Below are 20,208 nucleotides of genomic sequence, written 5' to 3'. Positions count from 1 at the left end.
CTCAACCCAGCACACCGGCAGCCAGCAGGCGAAAGCACGCCTGCGGCTCCGTGCTTATCACGCGCTTTGGCGTTCGTTCCACGAATCGGAGTGGATGATGTTGCCGTCCTTGTAGGTCCAGGTGACCTTTTCGTAACGCAACTCGACCTGCTCCAGGTGGTTGTGCTTCTCTTTGGCTGGGTCTTTGACGTCGTGCATTTTCGGTGCGACTTTCACCACCTTGACGTTTTCCAGTTTGGTGATGAAATACTCGACTTCTTCCCCGGCGTCGTCGATGCGATACCACTTGAACTCAGCACTCTTGAGGGTTTGCCCGGTGGTCACGGCCTTGTAAAGGTAAGGGCTGGACGAATCGATTTCCTTGGAAAACAGAAACGGGGTATGTACGCGCGTCCCGGTCAACTTGCCGGTGTTGTTGTCGGTGGGGATGTACAGGCTGTGGTCCTGGGCAACCACTTCGATGCTGCCTTCGCGCTTTTGCACGTCCACCGAACCTTTGATGCTTGCGCCGCCGTCGTCTTGCAGCCAGAGGTAAACGGGAATTGCCATGTGAAGCTCCTTTTCTTGGAAATTTAACTGTCGCGGGATACGACAGAGGGTTGCCTGTCCGGCTCCGCGGTAGAGAGCACACACGCCCCTGCCTCCGGTACCAGACGGATATCTACGCGGCGATTGGCTGCACGCCCCGCTTCGGTGTCGTTACTGGCGATCGGCTGGCTGGCGCCGAAGCCCTGCACCGCAAAACAGCTGTCGGGCATGCCGCCCATCTGCTGCATCCAGGCATGCACGGCGGCGGCACGGGCGTGAGATAGCCGAAGGTTGTTATGTGAGTCGCCGGTAGCGTCGGTATGCCCGGCGATCACGATCAGCCAGCCTGGCTGCGCCTTGATGCCGACCAGCGCATTGATTAGGACTTTGGTCGAATCCGGCTTGAGCTGGGCACTGCCGGTAGCGAATAGCGACAGGCTGTCCAGCCGTACGGGGTTGGCAATTCGCGTGGGCGGTGTGGTCGACGGTGGCTCAACATGCGCGGCCAGCACTGCCAGCAACGGGGCGCGCAGGCGTTCGCCGCGGTACAGGCCCAGGCCGAATGCCAAGGGCACGCCGTGCCGGTAGTAAGCGTCCAGGCGCTGGGCATCCTGGCGAAGGACGGTTACCGCGTCTTCACGCCAAAGAAACCCGCGCTGCTCACGCTGAGTCGGCTGTGGAATGGCCGCATAACGCCGTAGATCGTCACTGACCTGACGCACCAACAAGGTGTTCTGCCACGCTGAGCTTGCGAGTGCGACTACACCTGCGACGGCGAATAACCACACTGCTGCAATGCTTGCGCGATGTACCGGGGAGCGCAGCGGACCGAGCGGGAACAGGCTGAGCAACGCGTCCGGGAACGGCAAGACCGCATCCGTCACCACCGGCCTGTTGTCAATCAGCGCCACTTTGCTGCGTAACCATTGCTGCCACAGGCTCCCTTTCACGGCATAAGGCAATGCCGGCACCAACTTGACTGCGCAGATAGTTGCCAAACCTGGAGAGCTGCGAGTGCCGAGGTGTGGCAGCACGGCGTCATGCAGCCAGGCCACAACGCTGTTCAGCTGCACACTCGCGTGCATCCGAGCCGCCTGTATGGACGAGCCAGTGATTTGCTGCTGCCACTCATCCAAACTGACGCAGGCCCCCGCATCACGCACACGGGCCTCGGCCTGGCCGTTGTTCCAACTGAACCAAGGCTCCTCGCCCTGCAAGGTTTGCAGGTAGCTCACCAGCAACAGCGGCAGCGCAATGCCGCGCTTGCGTGCCAAGGCCACCTGGTGATTGAAGGCACGCACTTGACCGGCGAGTACGGCGTCATCGCTATGGGCGCCGGGGTTGACGGTGAACATCACGCCAAGTTGCCCTCCCCAGCCTGGGCGCAAGGCCAGGACGCTATCGGTGACGACCGGCAGCTGCTTCAGGCTGGGCACGCGCACATAGCAACCTTGCTCGGTGACACGCAGGGCCAAATGCTCGGCTGGAACAATGCCGAATAGGCCCTCCAGGCCATCACCGCAAACCAGCACGACGGGGTGACGGAACGACGCCGCAGGCAGGGCCATGTTATCGGCCAGGCGTACCGACCCGCGCTGCCGTTCGACACGGTGACGCAGCGATACCCAGGCCCACGCAACACAACACACGGCTATCAACACGCCGAGGGCACGTACCCATATCGCGAGCGGAATGATGGCCAGCAAAGCCAGGACCAGTGCCCCTGCCCACAGGTAAAGTATTCGATACAGGTTGAAGGTCATCTGGCCCTCACGCCTGATCAGGCAAGAGCGAGGCAATTGCGCCGCTCAATAGGTGATCCATTCCCCACCATGTGGCCGCAAGCAACATCCCCACGGCCACTACATGGACCAGAGGTGAGCGCAGCCAAGCCAGGCCTGCGATCAGCTCAATGCCGTTCGCCTGGGTTATCAGGCTTTGACTGACCCGAAGTGGAGTGATCCGTGCACTGAGATCAACCAATAACTGCTCACGCTCGGGATCACTCAGATCACGATAGCGCCCACGAAACCCCAACATCAGTACCCGTTGAAAGGCCGTCAGCACCTGCCGATCGGGCGCAGGCTCGCGCAAGACGTCGCGCATGTCCTCGTACAGAAACTCGCCCGCCTGATGGCGATTAAAGAACTTGGTCTGCAACGGTTCGCTGGCCCAGGAGGCGTGCGCGTCACCTTCGGCGCAAGTGAGCACGGTTTCATCCAGCAACGCGCACTGAGCATGACTGATGTGGTCTATGCTGCGTTGGCTCAGGCCCGCCAGTTTCAACTGCTGCCGAACGTGTTCAACCTGCTCAACACAAAGTTGCGACAGGTCCTGGCTGCGCGGCATGGAGGCGCCTTGGCGCAACTCGACCACCAACAGGTAGGTGTCCTGCAACAGCGCATCGATATCCACAGCCACTGCTGTGTGTTCTTTGGAAGCCGTCAGGTTCATGAGCGCAGCACCGCAAACAGTTCAAGTTTCACGTCGGCCAAGGTGCTTGGCACATAGAAAGCGCATACCCCTTCGTCCAGCACCGCCTGCCCCTTTGAATGATCAAGGTCCAGCGCGAAATACTGGTTTTCCAGACGCAATGGAATCGCCGCCGGTACATGGCTGAGGGATTGCAGCGGAATACCGTCGAGCGCCGCGTTGACCAGGTAATTGACCTCGTCCGGCGTACCGATCTTGCACAGACGTGGGAACTGGTCCTGCAGCTGCGCCGCCGGTAGTCGGCAGCGCACCGACAGATAGAAATCAGCACCATCACGCTCGCGCAGCCGAGGGTCGTTCAACGTGACCTGCCAGCGATTGGCGCCATGCTCCTCCAGCTCCAAAGCAATGACCCGCGACGGCAGGCTGGCTTCAAGCAACAGGGAAATGGTGTGCATCAATGGTGGGAACACCGTCTCCAAAGACTCGTGCCGGTAAGCTGGAATCTTGTCGATATCGTGCTCCAATGAGAACGTCAGCAGACTGCCGGCCAGCTTTATCACCTGCTGATAGACCTGCTCGGGGTGCCGTGCGGGAAATGCCTGAAGATCCGCCAATACCGGCTGATAGGTATTCAAGGCATTGAGCAACCAGAACAGCGATACATCAGCCACAGCAAAGTCGGCCATGCGCTGGTTGCTTTCCCGGCGCATGCCCATAAGCCGTTGCCGCTTGGCCGATAGCTGCGTCAACAGGTTGTCCAACTGGTTCAACAACCCTGCATGGGCAGCGAAGCTCAATAGCGGCGGCACATAGGCAGGATCCAGGCTCCAGGCGCCCTGCCCATCACGCACCAGACGCGCGACCGGGCACGTCAGGTAATCAGCGTTGTCGTCACTGTGCAGACGCAGGCTAAGCGCGTGCTCCAGCACACTGATCGACTGCACCTCGTCGGCATAAATGTCCTGCACCTCGCGCCACGACTGGCGATAGCGCATCGGTCGATCAACTCTGCCACCCTCAAACAAGCAGTTGTTGCCGTTGGCCTGCTCCAGCGGCAAGGCCAAATGCAACAACGCTTCCTGATCATCGTCAGCCAGTAACTGCGCCAGCTCCAAGGCAAGAGGCAGGCGGTCCACCTGCTCAGTGTCAATCCACGTACCATCCGGCATTCGCACGCGCAGTCGAGTCGCCTTGAGTTTGCCCAGTCGCAAAGCCTGCGGGTCAAACTCAACGGCCTGGACACCCCAAGGGTGCGCCAGGGTCAGTTGAGCGAACCGCTCGTTAGTCCAAGCCTCCCAGCGCGCCTGCTGCTGGAATTGCTGCGGACACAGCAACGCCCCGGCGGCCCATAGAGGGCGATCGATCTTCATGGCATCGTTTCCCTACGACTGAATCAGGCTTTGGCCTTGGGCATCTGCGAAACCAGCGACAGATTCACGTCCATGCCCTCGACTTGGAAGTGCGGCACGGCGTACAACTTGATACGGAAGAAGCCGGGGTTATCCTCAATGTCTTCAACCGTCACCTTCGCATCCCGCAGCGGGTGCGAGGCTTGCAGGTCATCGCCCGGATCAGTCATTTCAGTCACCAGCCCGCCGATCCATTTGTTCAGCTCAAGCTCCAGCAGGCGACGATCCTTGGTGGTGCCGATGTTTTCGCGCTGGATCAGCTTCAGGTAGTGGGCTATGCGAGACAGCAGGAAGATGTAAGGCAGGCGCGCGTTGATGCGGCTGTTGGCGGTGGCGTCGGCCGTGTCGTACAACGCGGGCTTTTGCGCAGAATTAGCCGAGAAGAAGCACGCATAGTCGCGGTTCTTGTAGTACGAAAGTGGGATGAAACCGAGATTGGCAAATTCAAACTCGCGCGTTTCCGGGATCATCACTTCGGAAGGGATCTTGACCTGATTGCCAGTGCCCAAGTCGTAGAGGTGGATCGGCAACTCAGTGACGGCACCGCCCGATTGCGGCCCACGAATCTGCACGCACCAGCCGTTGGTGACGAAGCTCTTGACCATGTTGGCGGCAAAGGCAAACGACGCATTGGTCCACAGGTACTTGTCGTGATCTGGCCCTTTTACGCTTTCGATGTAATTGAAGCTGCGTACGGGAACGGTGTCGGGCCCATAGGGCAGCCGACCCAGAACGCGTGGCATGACCAAGCCGATATAGCGTGCATCATCACTGTCACGCAATGCCTTCCACTTGATGTATTCGGCACGGTCAAAGTAGTTGCCGATGTCTTTTATCGCGGCGACCTCTTCCATAGAATCTTTGCCAAAGAAGGCCGGGCCTACGGAACCCACAAACGGCATATGCGCAGCGGCGGCTACTTTTGAAATATTGCGCAACAAGGCAATGTCCTGAGGACTGCGGTCGAATTCGTAGTTGGAGATGGCCGAGGCAATCGGCTCACCCCCCGGGGTATCATATTCCTGAGTATAAGTATGCAGATACAAACCACTCTGGGCGATTTCCGGAGCATCCTCGAAATCCTGCACCAGGTGATCCTTGCTAATATCCAACAGTTCTATACGAACGTTCTGACGGAAGTCTGTCTGGTCGATCAGCGATTTCACGCCACGCCACGTTGACTCAACGCGTTGAAAGTCAGGATGGTGCATGACCACGTCAAGTTGGCGACTGATCTGCATATCCAGCAAAGCGATGTGCTCGTCCAGCAGAATCTTGTCCAGCCGCTCGACTTTTTGTGTAGATTGCTTAATCAACTTTAAAAAGACATTCACGGCGGCCGTTACCCGCTCATCAGCCGAGACCTCAGACAGCGCCTCAGAATTCTGGAAAACTTCGATACCTCCCAACTCAGTAACTGGGCTTAAGTTGATCTTGTTAAACAAGGTGGCATAAACACCACTGTTATGTTCAGACAATACTGTAGCGCCGTGCGATTGCACGCTGGAATTTTCTGCAGGCATGATGGAACTTCCTTTTAAAACTACCGATATGAATTAACGTTCTTCCTTGGGCGCCAGAGCAGCCAGCTCGGCTCGAAGTTCATCACTGAGTGCGTCATCCTTAAGGATGCGCTCCAGCTCATGACGAAAGGTCACGTTATCCAACAGGTTCGATTTGAGGTCACGCAACAGGTTGCGCATGGCCAACAAGGCGCGCAGTTGCGGAATCTGCCTCGCTACCTGCTCGGGCTCGAAGTCCTTCATGCTCTGGAAATTCAACTCGACGGAGGTGTCAGACGCATCGCCGGCCAATGTGTTATCGACTGCGAGTTTCACGCTAGGCGAAAACTCACCCAGAACATTGTCGAAGTTGTTTTTATTGATGTTGACCTTGCCTCGCTCAGAGAGCGGGCGTTGCTCCTTGCCATTGCTGTAATCACCCATGATCATCAGCTTGAGCGGCAACTCGACTTTCTTCTGGGCACCACCAGTATGCAAATCAAGCTTGATGTTGACTCGCGCCTTGGGCACTTCACTCTGAAAACTTTTTGAAGCCATGATCCCACCTCTCCAGACACTTTTTTAACAGCAGTTGCTGCCGTAAATAAAGTAAGACTGGAGCCTATACCTCCAGCCTACTCGCCAGCGCATCCACCGGCCGCAGTACATAAACTCCATTTCATGAGATCAAAAAGTGCTACGTACGATGTACTTATTTCCTTCCTCATTACAATGAAGTATCCCAATCAACCTTGACCAGCCCTCAAAGCCCTAGAGGGAACTTTCGACAACGAATTGGCGAGTTTTCCCACATGAACTGAATCGCCCCGGGTCTCGTAGACACCTCTTTGCCTTAAACTGAAGCCAATTGGGAGATGCCATGAGCAACCCGCGTTACCCCGAAGAATTCAAAATCCAAGCAGTCAATCAAGTGACCGAAAAGAAGCTGCCTGTCGCTGAGGTAGCGGGCCGTCTTGGCGTGTCGACGCATAGCCTCTATGCCTGGATAAAGCTCTACAGCAAACCTCAAGAAGAACGGCAGCAGGACGATGATCAGCACGCTGAACTGCGTCGTCTGCGAGCGGAACTCAAGCGCGTCACTGAAGATCGAGGCATATCAAAAAAATCCGCAGCGTACTTTGCCAAGGAGTGCGGCTGAAGTACGCCTTTATCAAGCAGCGCACTGGCGACTATTCGATTCGAAGGCTTTGCCTCACGCTGAAAGCCCATCCCAGCGGTTATTACGCGCGGCTGTCTGAGCCGCAATCTGTACGCGTCCAACACGAACAACGACTTCTAGGGTTGATCAAGCATTCCCGACTGGAGAGCGGCGGCGTTTACGACTATCGCAAAATCCATGACGATCTGCGCGATGAGGATTGTGGTCGTCATCGTGTGGCGAGGCGGATGCGTCTTGAAGGTCTGCATTCTCAGACAGGTTATCTACGCCGCCCTGGAAATTACGGCGGTAAGCCAGCGGTCGCCTCACCCAGTTTGCTTCGATGTCGTGGAACCCAACAAGGCTTGGGTCAGCGACATTACCTACATTCATGCGTATGAAGGCTGGTTGTATTTGGCGGTGGTGCTGGATCTGTTTTCTCGCCAGGTTGTAGGCTGGCCAATGAAGTCGCAGATGACCAGTGATTTGGCGATTTATGTGTTGTTGATGGCGGTTTGGACGCGTAAACCGAAACAAGAGGTGATGGTTCATTCCGACCAAGGCCCAGTACAGCAGTTCCGATTGGCGCAGCTTTTTGAAGGCAAACAATTTGGTTGCCAGCATGAGCCACTGAGGCAACTGCCATGATAACGCCGTGACCGAGAGCTTTTTCCAACTTCTATAGCGGGAACGGGTCAAGCGGAGAATCTACACCACGCGGGAAGATGCCAGTAGTGATGTATTCGATTACATCGGAATATTCTACAACGTAAAACGCCGCCATGGTTTCAACAATCAACTTTCACCGGTAGAGTTTGAAAAGCGTTACTCAATCAGCTTGCAAGGTGTCTAGAGAATCCTGAGCGATTCGTACAGCCTGCCATACTCGAAGATCCATTTACGATTCCCTCATCAACGTTAACGATACAAAGTCAAACACCATATCAAAATCAACACGCCTACGTCCGCTAGGTCGAACGTAATTTGCAATCTTCGACACATTGCGACGCAACTCGAATCTCTATGTTTATAGACGCTCTCTCGGCATGATTGATAGCGTTAAACGCCCGCTACATAAGTATCGACGTCCGAGGAGAAGCATATGGCAGAGTCTGCCCACTTTTACATATACAAAGACATCAAAAACGAATGGCGTTGGCGATTCATCGCTAAAAACGCAAAGATCATCGCCGTCAGTTCCGAGAGTTACCACAACCTCAAGGACTGCGAACACTCTATTGAATTAGTGAAAACACAGGACTTCGCCACCCGGGTTATTGGCGACGATTCCTTCATGCGGTTACGTACACAGTAATCAGCTTCGGCCCGTGCAGCACTGCATAGTGCTATCTCGAATCACCTCCACGCTTGATCCAGACGATCAACACCCGCCTATAAGGGGCTGCGCCCGTTGCCGATTGACGCTGCCCCGCCACCCACCATCCTCTCCAGGCTAGCGCCCAGCACTACCGACTCGTTCCGCACCCGCCCAGGTAGCCCAGATCTTCAAGGCTACGGCGCAGCAGCACCTGGATGACGAGCAACTCGAACGTCGACCTTGTCTGTTCAATGACACCCATGCGCTGATCATCACCTCAAACGCTGCGTCGACGGTGGATGACGACAGCCACCCAAATCCGGGAATAGTGGTGCAGGTGATCTACGGAGTATTTGCCCACGATTAATCACCGCCCCTCCTGGTGGGCGATCTCTATTCCGAACATCCCTTTCTACTTTTGCCTTCTTTACGGACAGTGCATTAGAAGACTGATAACCCGTCCTACTCTCGACGCCTTGGTTCAACCGCCAAATCTGCCGCGACCAAACCGCGTCCTCGAGCTGCCAAGCCACGCGCTGTTTCCACGGCCCCGACCTTGCAGACCCTCAGCTACATCGAAGCGCGCCTGGGCAACTTCAACAGCCTGATCATGATGCGCGTGCGCGAGACCGCCACCGCCGAACTGCTGATCCAGTAACTGCCTAAGGACGCGCCTGGGGATTGACCCCTTGAGCCAATAATTTGCCCGCTTCGTCCTGAAGGGAACGCGCATCACGCAAACTGACCTGCGGATAGGTGTCCAGCGACATGCGTTTTTGCTTGCCGTTCCAGCAGTAACGGAAGTGCCACGAGCGCCCGCCCGAGGCTGTCACCGCCAAGGACAGGCCGTCAATATCGCCGAGGGTGTAGTCTTTGCCAGTGGGCGTGGCCTGCCGGACGGCAGCATATGAAAGAGCCATGCTTCTAGCCTCCTGAAGGTTGAATTCAGGGCTAGATGTTCAGCAAACGACTCGTTGGGCTCCTGCAACAATCCGATCTCGAAGCCCGCCATTTTCATGGACTAGATTCTGGACTAAACACGTCCGGGTACCCGTGGCTTTCGATGAATGCTGACGGAACGAAAAAAGACGCCTAAGCGTCTTTTTTCAATGATCTACAGACTTCAATGGAACCCTGTAGATCGATATTTGGAGCGGGAAACGAGACTCGAACTCGCGACCCCGACCTTGGCAAGGTCGTGCTCTACCAACTGAGCTATTCCCGCGTCTTGGTGATGCGCATTCTATAGAATCCTCACCACCCGTCAACCCCTTGATTCAAAAAAGTTTTATTTCTTTTCCACGGTGGTGCGCAGATGGGGCCAGGCGGCGCGCAGGTATTGCAGCATGGACCACAAGGTCAGGCCGGCGGCGATCAGCAGCAAGGCGTAGCCCAGCAGCACCCAGAACGTGAAATTCGACGGGTTGGCCAGCAGGATGACCAGCGCCAGCATTTGCGCGGCGGTTTTCCATTTGCCCATGTTGGACACGGCCACATGGGCGCGTGCGCCGATTTCGGCCATCCATTCGCGCAAGGCCGAGACGACGATTTCACGACCGATGATCACGGCGGCAGGCAGGGTCAGCCACAGGTTGCCGTGCTCTTGTACGAGCAGCACCAGCGCCACGGCGACCATCAGCTTGTCGGCTACGGGGTCGAGGAACGCGCCAAACGGCGTGCTCTGCTCCAGGCGTCGTGCCAGGTAGCCGTCTAGCCAGTCGGTCGCGGCCGCGAAGGCAAAGACCGAACTGGAGGCCATGTAGCTCCATTCATAGGGCAGGTAAAACAGCAAAATGAAAATCGGAATGAGCAGGACGCGTAGAACGGTGATCAGATTAGGGATATTCATCGGCACAACTGGCTACGAGGTGAGAGGGCATTCTACTCGCTGTGTAGGTTTGCATAAATCAACTCAGCGAGCTTTTTACTGATACCAGGAGCTTTGGCTATTTCTTCAATGCTGGCACGGGACAATTCCTGCAATCCACCGAAATGTTTCAACAGTTCACGCCGCCGCTTTGGTCCTACACCCGCAACCCCTTCCAGGGTTGAGGTGCGCCGGGTCTTACCACGGCGGGCACGGTGGCCGGTAATGGCAAAGCGGTGTGCTTCATCGCGGATCTGCTGAATCAGGTGCAGCGCCGGTGAGTCGCCCTTCAAGGTGAACTCATGGGCCGCATCATTCAAGTACAACGTTTCAAAACCGGCCTTGCGCGTCGCACCCTTGGCCACGCCGAGCAGGATCAGGTCGGGCACCGCCAGTTCGTTGAGCACATCACGGGCCATGGACAACTGGCCCTTGCCGCCGTCTACCAGCAGGATATCCGGCAGCTTGCCCTCGCCGTCCTTGAGTTTGCTGAAGCGCCGGGTCAGGGCCTGGTGCATGGCGGCATAGTCATCACCAGGGGTGACGCCTTCGATGTTGTAGCGTCGATAGTCGGACTTGATCGGCCCTTCCGGACCGAAGACCACGCAGGACGCCACGGTCGCCTCGCCGCTGGAGTGGCTGATGTCGTAGCACTCCAGGCGTTGCGGCGGCTCGTCGAGCTTGAGCACGTCGGCCAGCGCCTCAAAGCGTGCGGCCACATGCTGGCGGTTGGCCAGGCGCGCGCTCAGGGCCTGCTCGGCGTTGGTCACCGCCAATTGCTGCCAGCGCGCACGGGTGCCGCGCACCCGGTGGCTGATGTCCAGTTCGCGGCCGCGCAGGGCGTGGATCGCATCGATCAGCGCAGGGAAGTCTTCGTGAACCACGTTGACGATCAATTCGCCCGGCAAGTCGCGCTCGGGGCTGCTGACGTAATACTGGCCGAGAAACGCAGCCATGACTTCGGCCACCTCCTCCTCGATCCCCGTCTGGGGAAAGAAGTTCTTGCTGCCCAGCACCCGACCGCCACGCACGCTGATCAGGTGCACACAGGCCCCGCCCGGGTTGACGAAGGCCGCAATCACGTCGACGTCACCGGTGCCGCCCTCCATGCTCTGCTGGTCCTGTACCCGGCGCAACAGCGACACCTGGTCACGCAGCTCGGCGGCCCGTTCGAAATCCAGGACACTGGCCGCCTGCTCCATGGCCCCCGACAGTTCGTCGGCCAGGGCGTTGCTGCGCCCTTCGAGGAACATCACCGAGTGACGCACGTCTTCGGCATATTCCTTAGGCTCGACCAGCCCGACACAAGGCGCCTTGCAGCGCTTGATCTGGTATTGCAGGCACGGGCGGGTACGGTTCTTGTAGAAGCTGTCTTCACATTGGCGCACGAAGAAGGTCTTTTGCAGCAGGCTCAGGCTCTCGCGGATCGCCCCGGCGCTGGGGTACGGGCCAAAATACTTGCCCTTGCGCTTCTTCGCCCCGCGATGGATGCTCAGGCGCGGAAAGTCACCGTCCGACAGAAACACGTACGGGTAGGACTTATCGTCACGCAACAGAATATTGTAGGGCGGCCGCCATTCCTTGATCAGCGTCTGCTCAAGCAGCAACGCCTCAGTTTCATTGGCGGTGATGGTGGTTTCGACCTGGGCGATACGCCCCACCAGCGCGGCGGTCTTCGGCGCCAGGCCGGTCTTGCGAAAGTAACTGGCCAGGCGCTTCTTGAGGTTCTTGGCCTTGCCGACGTACAGCAGGCGCGCCTCGCTGTCGAACATGCGATACACGCCAGGCCGGCCACTGCAGGTCGCTAGAAATGCACTGGGATCAAACGCTGCGGTTATTTCAGTGGCTTGCATTTCAGGCGCTGGCGTCCACCATGCCGTGGCGAACCGCGAGCAAGGTCAGTTCAACATCACTGCTGATGGATAGCTTCTCGAAGATTCGATAACGGTAGGTGTTCACGGTTTTCGGCGACAGGCAGAGCTTGTCCGAAATCGACTGGACCTTCTGGCAACCGACAATCATCAGGGCGATCTGGATCTCGCGCTCGGACAAGGCATCAAACGGCGAATCGCTGACCGGCTGGAAAGACTTGATCGCCAATTGCTGGGCAATCTGCGGACTGATATAGCGCTGGCCGGCAAATACCAGCCGGATAGCCTGGACCATCTCCGCAAGCCCCGCGCCTTTAGTCAGGTAACCCGCTGCACCTGCCTGCAGAAGCCTGGTAGGAAAAGGGTCTTCCTCACAAACCGTAACCACGACAACCTTGATATCCGGATGACTGCGCAGCAACTTGCAGGTCGCGCCAAGACCGCCAATCCCCGGCATCTTGACGTCCATCAAGACCACATCGGGTTTCAATTCACGCGCTTTGATAAGGGATTCCTCCCCCGACTCGGCCTGACCGACTACTTGCAGGCCATCGATGTCAGCCAGCATTCGTGTAATGCCTGTACGAACGAGATCATGGTCATCGACTACTAGCACCCTAATCAAGCAGACACCTCGCGAAATGGTCTTATAGGTTGCCGGACACCTTAGCAAAAAACCACGGCACAGACCTAGCTGAACGCGTCATATATATAGAGTTTCAATCCACTACGAACGCCTGCCGAGCGGCAGGCGGGGTTGTTTCCTGGGCAAAAGGTCAGGATTCCTTGGGGATCGGCCGGGATTTTCCGTTTGCCACAGAGCAATGCTCTGCCAAGGTGCTGGTCAGCCTGCGGATTGCATCCTGATCCTCTTTAAACATCGCGCGGTAGTTGCCCAGGACTTTTTCTTCGATCTGGCTCAGGTTGTCCAACTGGATGGGAGTTGGGCTACCTGTCAAAACAAACAGAATATCGACACCTTTTTCTGCGACGCGGGATAAGTAATCGGCCTTGGGTGCGCGGCCACCACTTTCATATTTACCTTGCGCGTTAGCCTCCACGCCTCCTATTTCACCAAAAACCTTTTGCGACAAGCCAAGTCGCTCTCTTTCTTGCCGTAAGCGCGAACCTATTCCACTCATTTGGATGTAATATCCTTTCTGGCACACCCCAAGAGGTGACGATGTCATCTCGTTTTACACAAACTTGAACGGTTTTGAACTATGCCCGGAATCCGTACCGCTGCACAAGCCAAAGCCTGGCTGGAACATCAAGGCAAATCGGTCCAGGCATTCGCCAGGGAACATGGCGTGGATCCGGCGACCACCTATCAAGTGCTCGCTGGGCGTAAAAAGGGGCGGCGGGGAGAAGCCCATAAGGTCGCGGTCCTTTTGGGCATGAAAGAGGGGATCATCCTTAACGAGGCAAAAAGCCCGGGCAATGATCAGGAGATTGGCTCCTAAGAGCAGTATGCACCGATTCAAGTCGAGCGCGAGGTTTACCGGGACGACTGCGCTGATAGACAAACGGACTCCATGCGCCAGAAACACCCCTCCTCACCGACAATACTCAGGCCCTGTCGCTGATACAGCCTTCTAGCCGGATTGGTCTTGAATACCGTCAAGCGCAGATAACCCCGCTTTTCGACATGCGCCTTGCAGATCATCTGCTCCAGCACCCAACTGCCTGCGCCCTGGCGGCGAAAAGCCTCGAGAATGTGCAGTTCGCGAATGTATAGCGCATTGTCATCGCGGCTGAGGCTGACGAACCCTACCAGCCTGTCATCCTGGCAAATCAACCAGTTTTCCCGCCCGGCCCAGGCGGTGTCGAAGCCTTTGTCGGACCATGTCAGATCGTACTGCCGATAGTAATGGCCCATCGCCTGGTGTGTCAGGCTGCGCGCAAAGGCCAGGTGTTGATCCGATGCTGCCTTGAGGGTGAATGCCATAGCAGTGGGCTCCATTGCGTCACAGGTCGCGTCCAGGCAATCATTGTGAGTATCCATCCAGCATATCGGGACATCCGCTATAGTGGTAAGCCCCTCCTCGCGATAGAAATTACTGATTGAATCCAGCGGCATGCGTCAGTTAAGCTCCACCCCATCATTTGGAGAAACACCATGTTGCAACTCACCCTCACCCAGGCTTGCCCTACTGCCAACGCACAGCGTTCGGTCGTGGCTACCCGCGTGAACGGTTTGAGCGCACTGGCCAGCTTTTATTTTGGGTATTGGTTTAGCCACTGGCGCGCCTGATACCTGAAATCGGCGCCCACTACTCAAGGGGTCGCCTGCCAGAGAAATCTAACCCCCGGTCGGCTCCCCGACCGGGGGTTTTGTTTTTTCAGCCCTGAACATTTTTTGCTACACACCGAACTTAAAGGAAACCACACCATGAACTTCAGCACTTATTACCGTTACGACACCTGCACCGCCTGGCGATTTAGCAAGCTCCGTTCGGGACAGCCTGCCGCCTCCGATCGGTCACCTCTTGGTGGCAAGCCAACACACGCAGCCAATACGGCCAATTGTCGAACACCCCAGTAGGGCAGAGCGCGCGGGAACAGCCCGCCGCTTGCCCAGGAAGCAGAACATATGAACTCCTCCATCGCCGCCCTGCCCGTCACCACCCTGTCCAGCGCCAATGAAGCGCTGACCCAGCGTTTGCCCAGCGCCCTTGAGCTCAAGCACCAATTGCCTCTGAGCCCGTTCCTGACCGAGCAAGTCAACGCTCATCGCCAGGCGATCCGCGCGATTCTCACGGGTGAAGACTCGCGCCTGCTGGTCATCGTCGGCCCCTGCTCGATCCATGACCCCGAATCCGCCATGGAATACGCGCGCAATCTGAAGAAACTGGCCAATGACGTCAGTGACCAGATGCTCCTGGTAATCCGCGCCTACGTCGAAAAACCGCGCACCACCATCGGCTGGAAAGGCCTGGCCTACGACCCGCACCTCGATGGCAGCGATGACATGGCCGCCGGCCTCACGCTGTCACGGGAATTGATGCGCGAAATGCTGCGCCTGGGCTTGCCGGTCGCCACCGAGTTGCTGCAACCAATGGCCGCCGGCTACTTCGACGATGTGCTCAGTTGGGTCGCCATCGGCGCCCGCACCACCGAATCGCAGATCCACCGGGAAATGGCCAGCGGCCTGGGCATGCCTGTCGGCTTCAAGAACGGCACCGACGGCGGCGTGGCCATCGCCTGCGACGCCATGCGTTCGGCAGCCCATCCGCACCGCCACTTTGGCGTCGACAGCCAGGGCCATCCGGCGATCATCCAGACTCCGGGCAACGCCGACACCCACCTGGTGTTGCGCGGCGGCCATCGCGGCCCGAACTACGACCGCCAGAGCGTGGCCCAGGTCAAGACCGACCTGGCCAAAAGCAAAGTGGCCACGCGGATCATGGTCGATTGCAGCCACGCCAACAGCGGCAAGGACCCGATGCGCCAGCCAGCGGTGTTCAATGACGTGCTGGAGCAGCGCTTGCAGGGCGACACCTCGCTGATCGGCATGATGCTGGAGAGTCATTTGTTCGAAGGCTGCCAGCCGCTCAGCCCGTCGATGCGCTACGGCGTCTCGGTGACCGACGGCTGCTTGGGTTGGGATGGGACTGAGCAGTTGCTGCGTGAAGCGGCCGCACGTCTGCGCGATCAAGCCTGATGTAAATCAGTGGAACTTTGCCGGGAAATAACCGCCTGAATCCGGTACGCTCACCTTTTTTATTCAAGGAGTTACCCATCATGGCTAAAGCTACCGCCCGTCACATCCTGGTTGCCACCGAAGACAAGTGCAACGAACTCAAAGCCCAGATCGAAGGCGGCGCTGATTTCGCAGAAATCGCCAAAGCCAACTCCAGCTGCCCATCGAGCCGTGATGGCGGCAACCTGGGTTCGTTCGGCCCTGGCCAGATGGTCAAGGAATTCGACACTGTCGTGTTCAGCGCCCCGGTCAACACCGTGCAGGGCCCGGTGAAAACCCAGTTCGGTTATCACCTGCTGGAAGTGACCAGCCGCCAGGACTGATCCACATCTTTGCAAAACACAACGGCCCGCCTTTTGGTGGGCCGTTGTGTTTGTGTGCCAGTGGGGTGACTGGCGACCCGCGTGCGGTTAGGGTACAAGTCCCCTTCCTTCTTCACCCGGCGCTCAAGGCTGATAATGCGACTGGACTTACTCACGTTAGTTGGCTCTACCCTGGCCCTGCTGTTGGCGAGTTCCATCTCGTTTGCTGCCCCGCAACAGGCATTGACCGTCTACGGCGAACCTGCCAAGTACCCCGCCGATTTCAAGCATTTCGACTATGTGAACCCCGATGCCCCCAAGGGCGGCAGCCTCAAGCGCTCGGCCCTCGAAGTCGGCCGCTTCGACCATGTACTGCCGTATATCGACAAAGGCATCGGCGTCAGCCAGCTGGACGGCTGGGTGTACTCGCCCCTGGCCTACCGCTCGCTGGATGAGCCCTATACCGTCTACGGCCTGGTCGCGCAAAAGATGGAGCGCGCCGAGGACGGCCTGTACCTGCGTTTTTTCCTCAACCCCAAGGCGCGATTTGCCGACGGCAAGCCGATCACCGCAGAAGACGTACGCTATAGCTTCAACCTGCTGATGACCCAGGGCAGCCTGCGCTTTCGCACGCTGTTTGCCGACGTCAAGCACGTCGAGGTCGAAGGCCCCCTGCAAGTGCGCTTTGACTTCTCCAGCAACGAGAACCGCACCCTGCCCCTGGATATCGCGACCCTGCCGGTGTTCCCCGAACATTGGTGGAAAAGCCGCGACTTCGCCAACGGCGGCGGCTATGAGGTGCCCCTGGGCAGCGGTCCGTACAAAGTCAGCAAGATCAATTCCGGCAGCACTATCACCTTCCAGCGCGACCCCGACTGGTGGGGCAAGGACTTGCCCGTGAGCCGCGGCCTGTACAACTTCGACCGCTTGAGCCTGGAGTACTTCGGCGATACCGAAGTCGCGCGCCAGGTCCTGCGCGGCGGCGCCTATGACTTCAACCGCGAGTTCTCCGCCACCGGCTATTCCATCGGCTACAACGGCCCGGCCCTGGACGATGGCCGCCTGCAACGCGCGCACCTGGCCAAGCAAGCCCCGCAAGCGGCCCAGGGCTACGTGTTCAATATGCAAAAGCCGATATTCCAGGACCGCCGCGTGCGCCAGGCCCTGGCCATGCTCTGGGATTTCGAGTGGGCCAACCGGCAGATGATGCGCAACCTGTATATCCGCCAGCAAAGCTACTTTTCCAACAGCCCGCTGGCCGCCACCCAACTGCCCGACGCCCAGGAACTGGCGATTCTCGAACCCTTGCGCGGGCAGATCCCCGACGAAGTCTTCACCCAAGTGTTCAAGGCGCCGACCACCGACGGCAGCGGCATGATCCGCGACAAGCAACTGCAAGCCCTGGCCTTGCTGGAAGACGCCGGCTGGACGCCCAAGGGCGACAAGCTGGTGAACGCTGCCGGCGAACCCCTGGAGTTCACCTTCCTAAATGTGCAAAACGGCCTCGAACGCCTGCTGCTCCCCTATAAACGCAACCTGGCGCAGATCGGCATTACCCTCAACATCCGGCGCATCGACTCATCCCAGTACGTCAACCGCCTGATGACCCGCGACTACGACATGATCGTCACCGGCTTCCCGGTCACCACCTCGCCAGGCATGGAGCTGTACAACTACTTCGGTTCATCGTCGGCCTTCGACCCGGGCAGCAACAACTACATCGTCCTGCAAAACCCGGCGGTCGACACCCTGGTCACCGGCCTGGTGCGTGCCACCACCCAGGCACAGATGCTCAGCTACGCCCATGCCCTGGACCGGGTGCTGCAATGGAATTACTACTGGATCCCCAATTACTACCCGCCCGGCACCTCGGCCGCGTGGTGGAACCGCTTCGGTCGCCCGGCCATCGAGGCCAGCAACGACGAGGCGCTGGAGTCGTGGTGGGAGGTCAGCCCCACACCCCTGACCAATGAGCAGATGAAAGCCGAACTGAACAAGCCGCGAGGTGCCCGCTGATGTTTGCCTATATCGTGCGGCGCCTGCTGCTGATCATCCCGACCCTGGTGATCATCCTGCTGGTGAACTTTGTGATCGTCCAGGCCGCGCCCGGCGGGCCGGTGGAGCAAGCCATCGCCCACTTGCAGGGGATTGGCGGCGGGGGCATCGGCGGCTCGGCCGGCGACGGCGTCAGCAGTGGCTCACGCGCCAGTCGCGGCCTGGACCCCAAGCTGATCAAGGACATCGAAAAACAATACGGCTTCGACAAATCCGCGCCCGAACGCCTGTGGCTGATGCTCAAGAACTACGCCCAGCTGGATTTTGGCAACAGCTTCTTTCGCGGCGCCACGGTGATCGACCTGATCCTGGAAAAGATGCCGGTGACCCTTTCCCTCGGCCTCTGGGCCACGCTGATCACCTACCTGGTATCGATCCCCCTGGGGATCCGCAAGGCGGTGCGCCACGGCAGCAGTTTCGATGTGTGGAGCAGCACCGCCATCGTCATTGGCTACGCGATGCCGGCCTTCCTGTTCGCGATGTTCTTGATCGTAGTCTTTGCCGGCGGCACCACCCTGAACTGGTTCCCGGTGCGGGGCCTGGTGTCGGAGAACTTCGAGCAACTGAGTACCCTGGGCAAGGTCGCCGATTATTTCTGGCACCTGGTGCTGCCGGTCAGCGCCCTGGTGATCGGTGGTTTCGCCACCTTGACCATCCTCACCAAAAACTCGTTCCTCAATGAAATCACCCGTCAGTACGTGGTCACCGCACGCGCCAAGGGCCTGAGCGAACGGCGCGTGCTCTACGGCCATGTGTTTCGCAACGCCATGCTGCTGGTGATCTCCGGGATCCCCCAGGCGTTTATCAGTGTGTTCTTCGCCGGTTCGCTGCTGATCGAGGTGATCTTCTCCCTCGACGGCCTGGGCCGCATGAGCTACGAAGCGGCGGTGTCGCGGGACTATCCGGTGGTGTTTGGCTCACTGTTTATCTTCACCCTGTTTGGCCTCTTGATAAAACTGATCGGCGACCTCTGCTACACCCTGGTGGACCCGCGTATCGACTTTGCCGCGAGGAACGCCTGATGCGCAATCTGTCTCCCGTAGCCCGTCGGCGCTTCGAACGCTTCAAGCAAAACCGTCGGGGTTGGTGGTCGCTGTGGCTGTTTATCGGCCTGTTTATCCTGACCCTGGGCGGCGAGTTGATCGCCAACGACAAACCGCTGGTGCTGAGCTATCAGGACCAGTTGTATTTCCCGGTGTTCAAGCGCTACACCGAGCAGCAGTTCGGCGGGCAACTGCCATTCCAGGCCGACTACCGCAGTGACTACGTGCAGCAACTGATCAAGCAAGACGGCGGCTGGATGCTGTTCCCGCCGATCCCCTTCAGCGATGACACGCCCAACTACGAACTGACCCGCCCTGCCCCCAGCCCGCCGTCCACGGTGAACTGGCTGGGCACCGACGACCAGTCCCGCGATGTGCTGGCGCGGGTGATCTTCGGCGCGCGGGTATCGATCCTGTTCGCCCTCGGCCTGACCGCGATCAGCGCCGTCATCGGCATTGCCGCCGGTGCCTTGCAGGGTTATTACGGCGGCTGGGTCGACCTGCTCGGCCAGCGCATCCTCGAAGTGTGGTCTGGGCTGCCGGTGCTGTACCTGCTGATCATCCTCTCGGGGTTTGTCGAGCCCAACTTCTGGTGGCTGCTGGGGATCATGGCGCTGTTTTCCTGGCTGGCCCTGGTGGATGTGGTGCGCGCCGAATTCCTGCGCGGGCGCAACCTGGAATATGTGAAAGCCGCGCGAGCCCTGGGCCTGAGTGACGGCAAGATCATCCGCCGGCACATCCTGCCGAACGCGATGACCGCCACCCTGAGCTACCTGCCTTTCATCCTGACCGGGGCGATTTCCACCCTCAGCGCCCTGGATTTCCTCGGCTTCGGCATGCCGGCGGGCAGCGCGTCCCTGGGTGAATTGATCGCCCAGGGCAAGCAAAACCTGCAGGCGCCGTGGCTCGGGCTCACGGCCTTTTTCACCCTGGCGCTGATTCTGTCGCTGCTGGTATTTATCGGCGAGGCGCTGCGTGACGCCTTCGACCCACGATCATGAAGGGCGATGCATCC

At 58.4% G+C, this 20,208-nt stretch carries 19 protein-coding genes, 1 tRNA gene and 2 pseudogenes; 9 read left to right on the top strand and 13 right to left on the bottom strand.

From position 1 onward, the window contains the following. Nucleotides 1-57 precede the first annotated feature (57 nt). From HBO11_RS05190 to tssB, 6 genes are read right to left on the bottom strand one after another with little or no spacing between them, the layout of a single operon-like run. The gene (locus tag HBO11_RS05190) at nucleotides 58-549 is read right to left on the bottom strand and encodes an Hcp family type VI secretion system effector (RefSeq protein ID WP_065952232.1); all 492 of its coding nucleotides are present in this window, start codon (nucleotides 547-549) and stop codon (nucleotides 58-60) included. Between the two features lie 23 nt (nucleotides 550-572). Then, a complete protein-coding gene (locus tag HBO11_RS05185; protein WP_170058841.1) occupies nucleotides 573-2,291 on the bottom strand; it encodes an OmpA family protein in 1,719 nt (572 codons plus the stop codon). Between the two features lie 7 nt (nucleotides 2,292-2,298). Next, complete coding sequence (gene tssL, locus HBO11_RS05180) at nucleotides 2,299-2,982, bottom strand: type VI secretion system protein TssL, short form (RefSeq protein WP_169956510.1); 684 nt, start codon at nucleotides 2,980-2,982, stop codon at nucleotides 2,299-2,301. Then, nucleotides 2,979-4,334: a type VI secretion system baseplate subunit TssK gene (gene tssK / locus HBO11_RS05175; protein WP_169956512.1), complete on the bottom strand. Its 1,356-nt coding sequence runs from the start codon at nucleotides 4,332-4,334 to the stop codon at nucleotides 2,979-2,981. The genes tssL and tssK overlap by 4 nt, the downstream gene beginning before the upstream one ends. A gap of 23 nt (nucleotides 4,335-4,357) precedes the next feature. Then, entirely contained in the window at nucleotides 4,358-5,896 is a 1,539-nt protein-coding gene (tssC, locus tag HBO11_RS05170) for a type VI secretion system contractile sheath large subunit (protein WP_169956514.1), read from the bottom strand. Between the two features lie 33 nt (nucleotides 5,897-5,929). Further along, on the bottom strand, nucleotides 5,930-6,433 hold the full coding sequence (gene tssB, locus HBO11_RS05165; protein WP_169956516.1) for a type VI secretion system contractile sheath small subunit: 504 nt from the start codon (nucleotides 6,431-6,433) through the stop codon (nucleotides 5,930-5,932). 322 nt (nucleotides 6,434-6,755) lie between these two features. Here tssB and HBO11_RS05160 point away from each other — a divergent pair. Both HBO11_RS05160 and HBO11_RS05155 read left to right on the top strand, forming a co-directional pair. Then, a pseudogene (locus HBO11_RS05160) lies at nucleotides 6,756-7,887 on the top strand (IS3 family transposase). 249 nt (nucleotides 7,888-8,136) lie between these two features. Next, nucleotides 8,137-8,349 (top strand): DUF1508 domain-containing protein, encoded by a 213-nt coding sequence (locus tag HBO11_RS05155; protein WP_169956519.1) that lies wholly within the window; start codon nucleotides 8,137-8,139, stop codon nucleotides 8,347-8,349. A 677-nt stretch (nucleotides 8,350-9,026) separates the two neighbouring features. Here the strand turns inward: HBO11_RS05155 and HBO11_RS05150 are convergent. The 6 genes and pseudogenes from HBO11_RS05150 to HBO11_RS05125 form a co-directional block, all read right to left on the bottom strand. Beyond that, nucleotides 9,027-9,272: pseudogene (locus HBO11_RS05150) on the bottom strand (Arm DNA-binding domain-containing protein); the annotation flags it as partial. Between the two features lie 229 nt (nucleotides 9,273-9,501). Further along, a tRNA-Gly gene (locus HBO11_RS05145) sits at nucleotides 9,502-9,577 on the bottom strand. 63 nt (nucleotides 9,578-9,640) lie between these two features. Then, nucleotides 9,641-10,201: a CDP-diacylglycerol--glycerol-3-phosphate 3-phosphatidyltransferase gene (pgsA, locus tag HBO11_RS05140; protein WP_029293776.1), complete on the bottom strand. Its 561-nt coding sequence runs from the start codon at nucleotides 10,199-10,201 to the stop codon at nucleotides 9,641-9,643. A gap of 32 nt (nucleotides 10,202-10,233) precedes the next feature. Continuing rightward, a complete protein-coding gene (gene uvrC, locus HBO11_RS05135; RefSeq protein ID WP_169956616.1) occupies nucleotides 10,234-12,057 on the bottom strand; it encodes an excinuclease ABC subunit UvrC in 1,824 nt (607 codons plus the stop codon). Between the two features lie 16 nt (nucleotides 12,058-12,073). Beyond that, nucleotides 12,074-12,715 (bottom strand): UvrY/SirA/GacA family response regulator transcription factor, encoded by a 642-nt coding sequence (uvrY, locus tag HBO11_RS05130; protein ID WP_029293774.1) that lies wholly within the window; start codon nucleotides 12,713-12,715, stop codon nucleotides 12,074-12,076. Nucleotides 12,716-12,866: 151 nt separating this feature from the next. Then, nucleotides 12,867-13,232, bottom strand: a complete 366-nt coding sequence (locus HBO11_RS05125; protein WP_169956521.1) for a helix-turn-helix transcriptional regulator — start codon at nucleotides 13,230-13,232, stop codon at nucleotides 12,867-12,869. An 81-nt stretch (nucleotides 13,233-13,313) separates the two neighbouring features. Here HBO11_RS05125 and HBO11_RS05120 point away from each other — a divergent pair, with 81 nt between their 5' ends. Then, nucleotides 13,314-13,553 carry a DNA-binding protein gene (locus HBO11_RS05120; protein ID WP_169956523.1) on the top strand — a complete coding sequence of 80 codons (240 nt, stop codon included), beginning with the start codon at nucleotides 13,314-13,316 and terminating at the stop codon, nucleotides 13,551-13,553. A 35-nt stretch (nucleotides 13,554-13,588) separates the two neighbouring features. Here HBO11_RS05120 and HBO11_RS05115 read toward each other — a convergent pair whose 3' ends face one another. After that, complete coding sequence (locus tag HBO11_RS05115; protein WP_169956618.1) at nucleotides 13,589-14,038, bottom strand: GNAT family N-acetyltransferase; 450 nt, start codon at nucleotides 14,036-14,038, stop codon at nucleotides 13,589-13,591. Nucleotides 14,039-14,209: 171 nt separating this feature from the next. On the opposite strand from HBO11_RS05115, the gene HBO11_RS28605 reads away from it, so the two are divergent. The 6 genes from HBO11_RS28605 (at nucleotide 14,210) to HBO11_RS05090 (ending at nucleotide 20,194) form a co-directional block, all read left to right on the top strand. Beyond that, on the top strand, nucleotides 14,210-14,344 hold the full coding sequence (locus HBO11_RS28605) for a hypothetical protein (RefSeq protein ID WP_262376865.1): 135 nt from the start codon (nucleotides 14,210-14,212) through the stop codon (nucleotides 14,342-14,344). 339 nt (nucleotides 14,345-14,683) lie between these two features. Continuing rightward, complete coding sequence (locus tag HBO11_RS05110) at nucleotides 14,684-15,754, top strand: 3-deoxy-7-phosphoheptulonate synthase (protein WP_169956525.1); 1,071 nt, start codon at nucleotides 14,684-14,686, stop codon at nucleotides 15,752-15,754. An 80-nt stretch (nucleotides 15,755-15,834) separates the two neighbouring features. Beyond that, a complete protein-coding gene (locus tag HBO11_RS05105) occupies nucleotides 15,835-16,116 on the top strand; it encodes a peptidylprolyl isomerase (protein WP_032861429.1) in 282 nt (93 codons plus the stop codon). A 135-nt stretch (nucleotides 16,117-16,251) separates the two neighbouring features. After that, nucleotides 16,252-18,111, top strand: a complete 1,860-nt coding sequence (locus tag HBO11_RS05100; protein WP_169956527.1) for an extracellular solute-binding protein — start codon at nucleotides 16,252-16,254, stop codon at nucleotides 18,109-18,111. After that, entirely contained in the window at nucleotides 18,111-19,172 is a 1,062-nt protein-coding gene (locus HBO11_RS05095; protein ID WP_169956529.1) for a microcin C ABC transporter permease YejB, read from the top strand. Before HBO11_RS05100 ends, HBO11_RS05095 begins: the two co-directional genes overlap by 1 nt. Next, nucleotides 19,172-20,194 carry an ABC transporter permease gene (locus HBO11_RS05090; protein WP_169956532.1) on the top strand — a complete coding sequence of 341 codons (1,023 nt, stop codon included), beginning with the start codon at nucleotides 19,172-19,174 and terminating at the stop codon, nucleotides 20,192-20,194. The genes HBO11_RS05095 and HBO11_RS05090 overlap by 1 nt, the downstream gene beginning before the upstream one ends. Nucleotides 20,195-20,208 lie beyond the last annotated feature (14 nt).

The sequence above is a fragment of the Pseudomonas sp. WS 5010 genome (genome assembly GCF_012985565.1).
Classification (GTDB): domain Bacteria; phylum Pseudomonadota; class Gammaproteobacteria; order Pseudomonadales; family Pseudomonadaceae; genus Aquipseudomonas.
The sequence above is the reverse complement of the archived record's forward strand: the minus strand, read 5'-3'. Positions and strand labels throughout refer to the sequence as shown.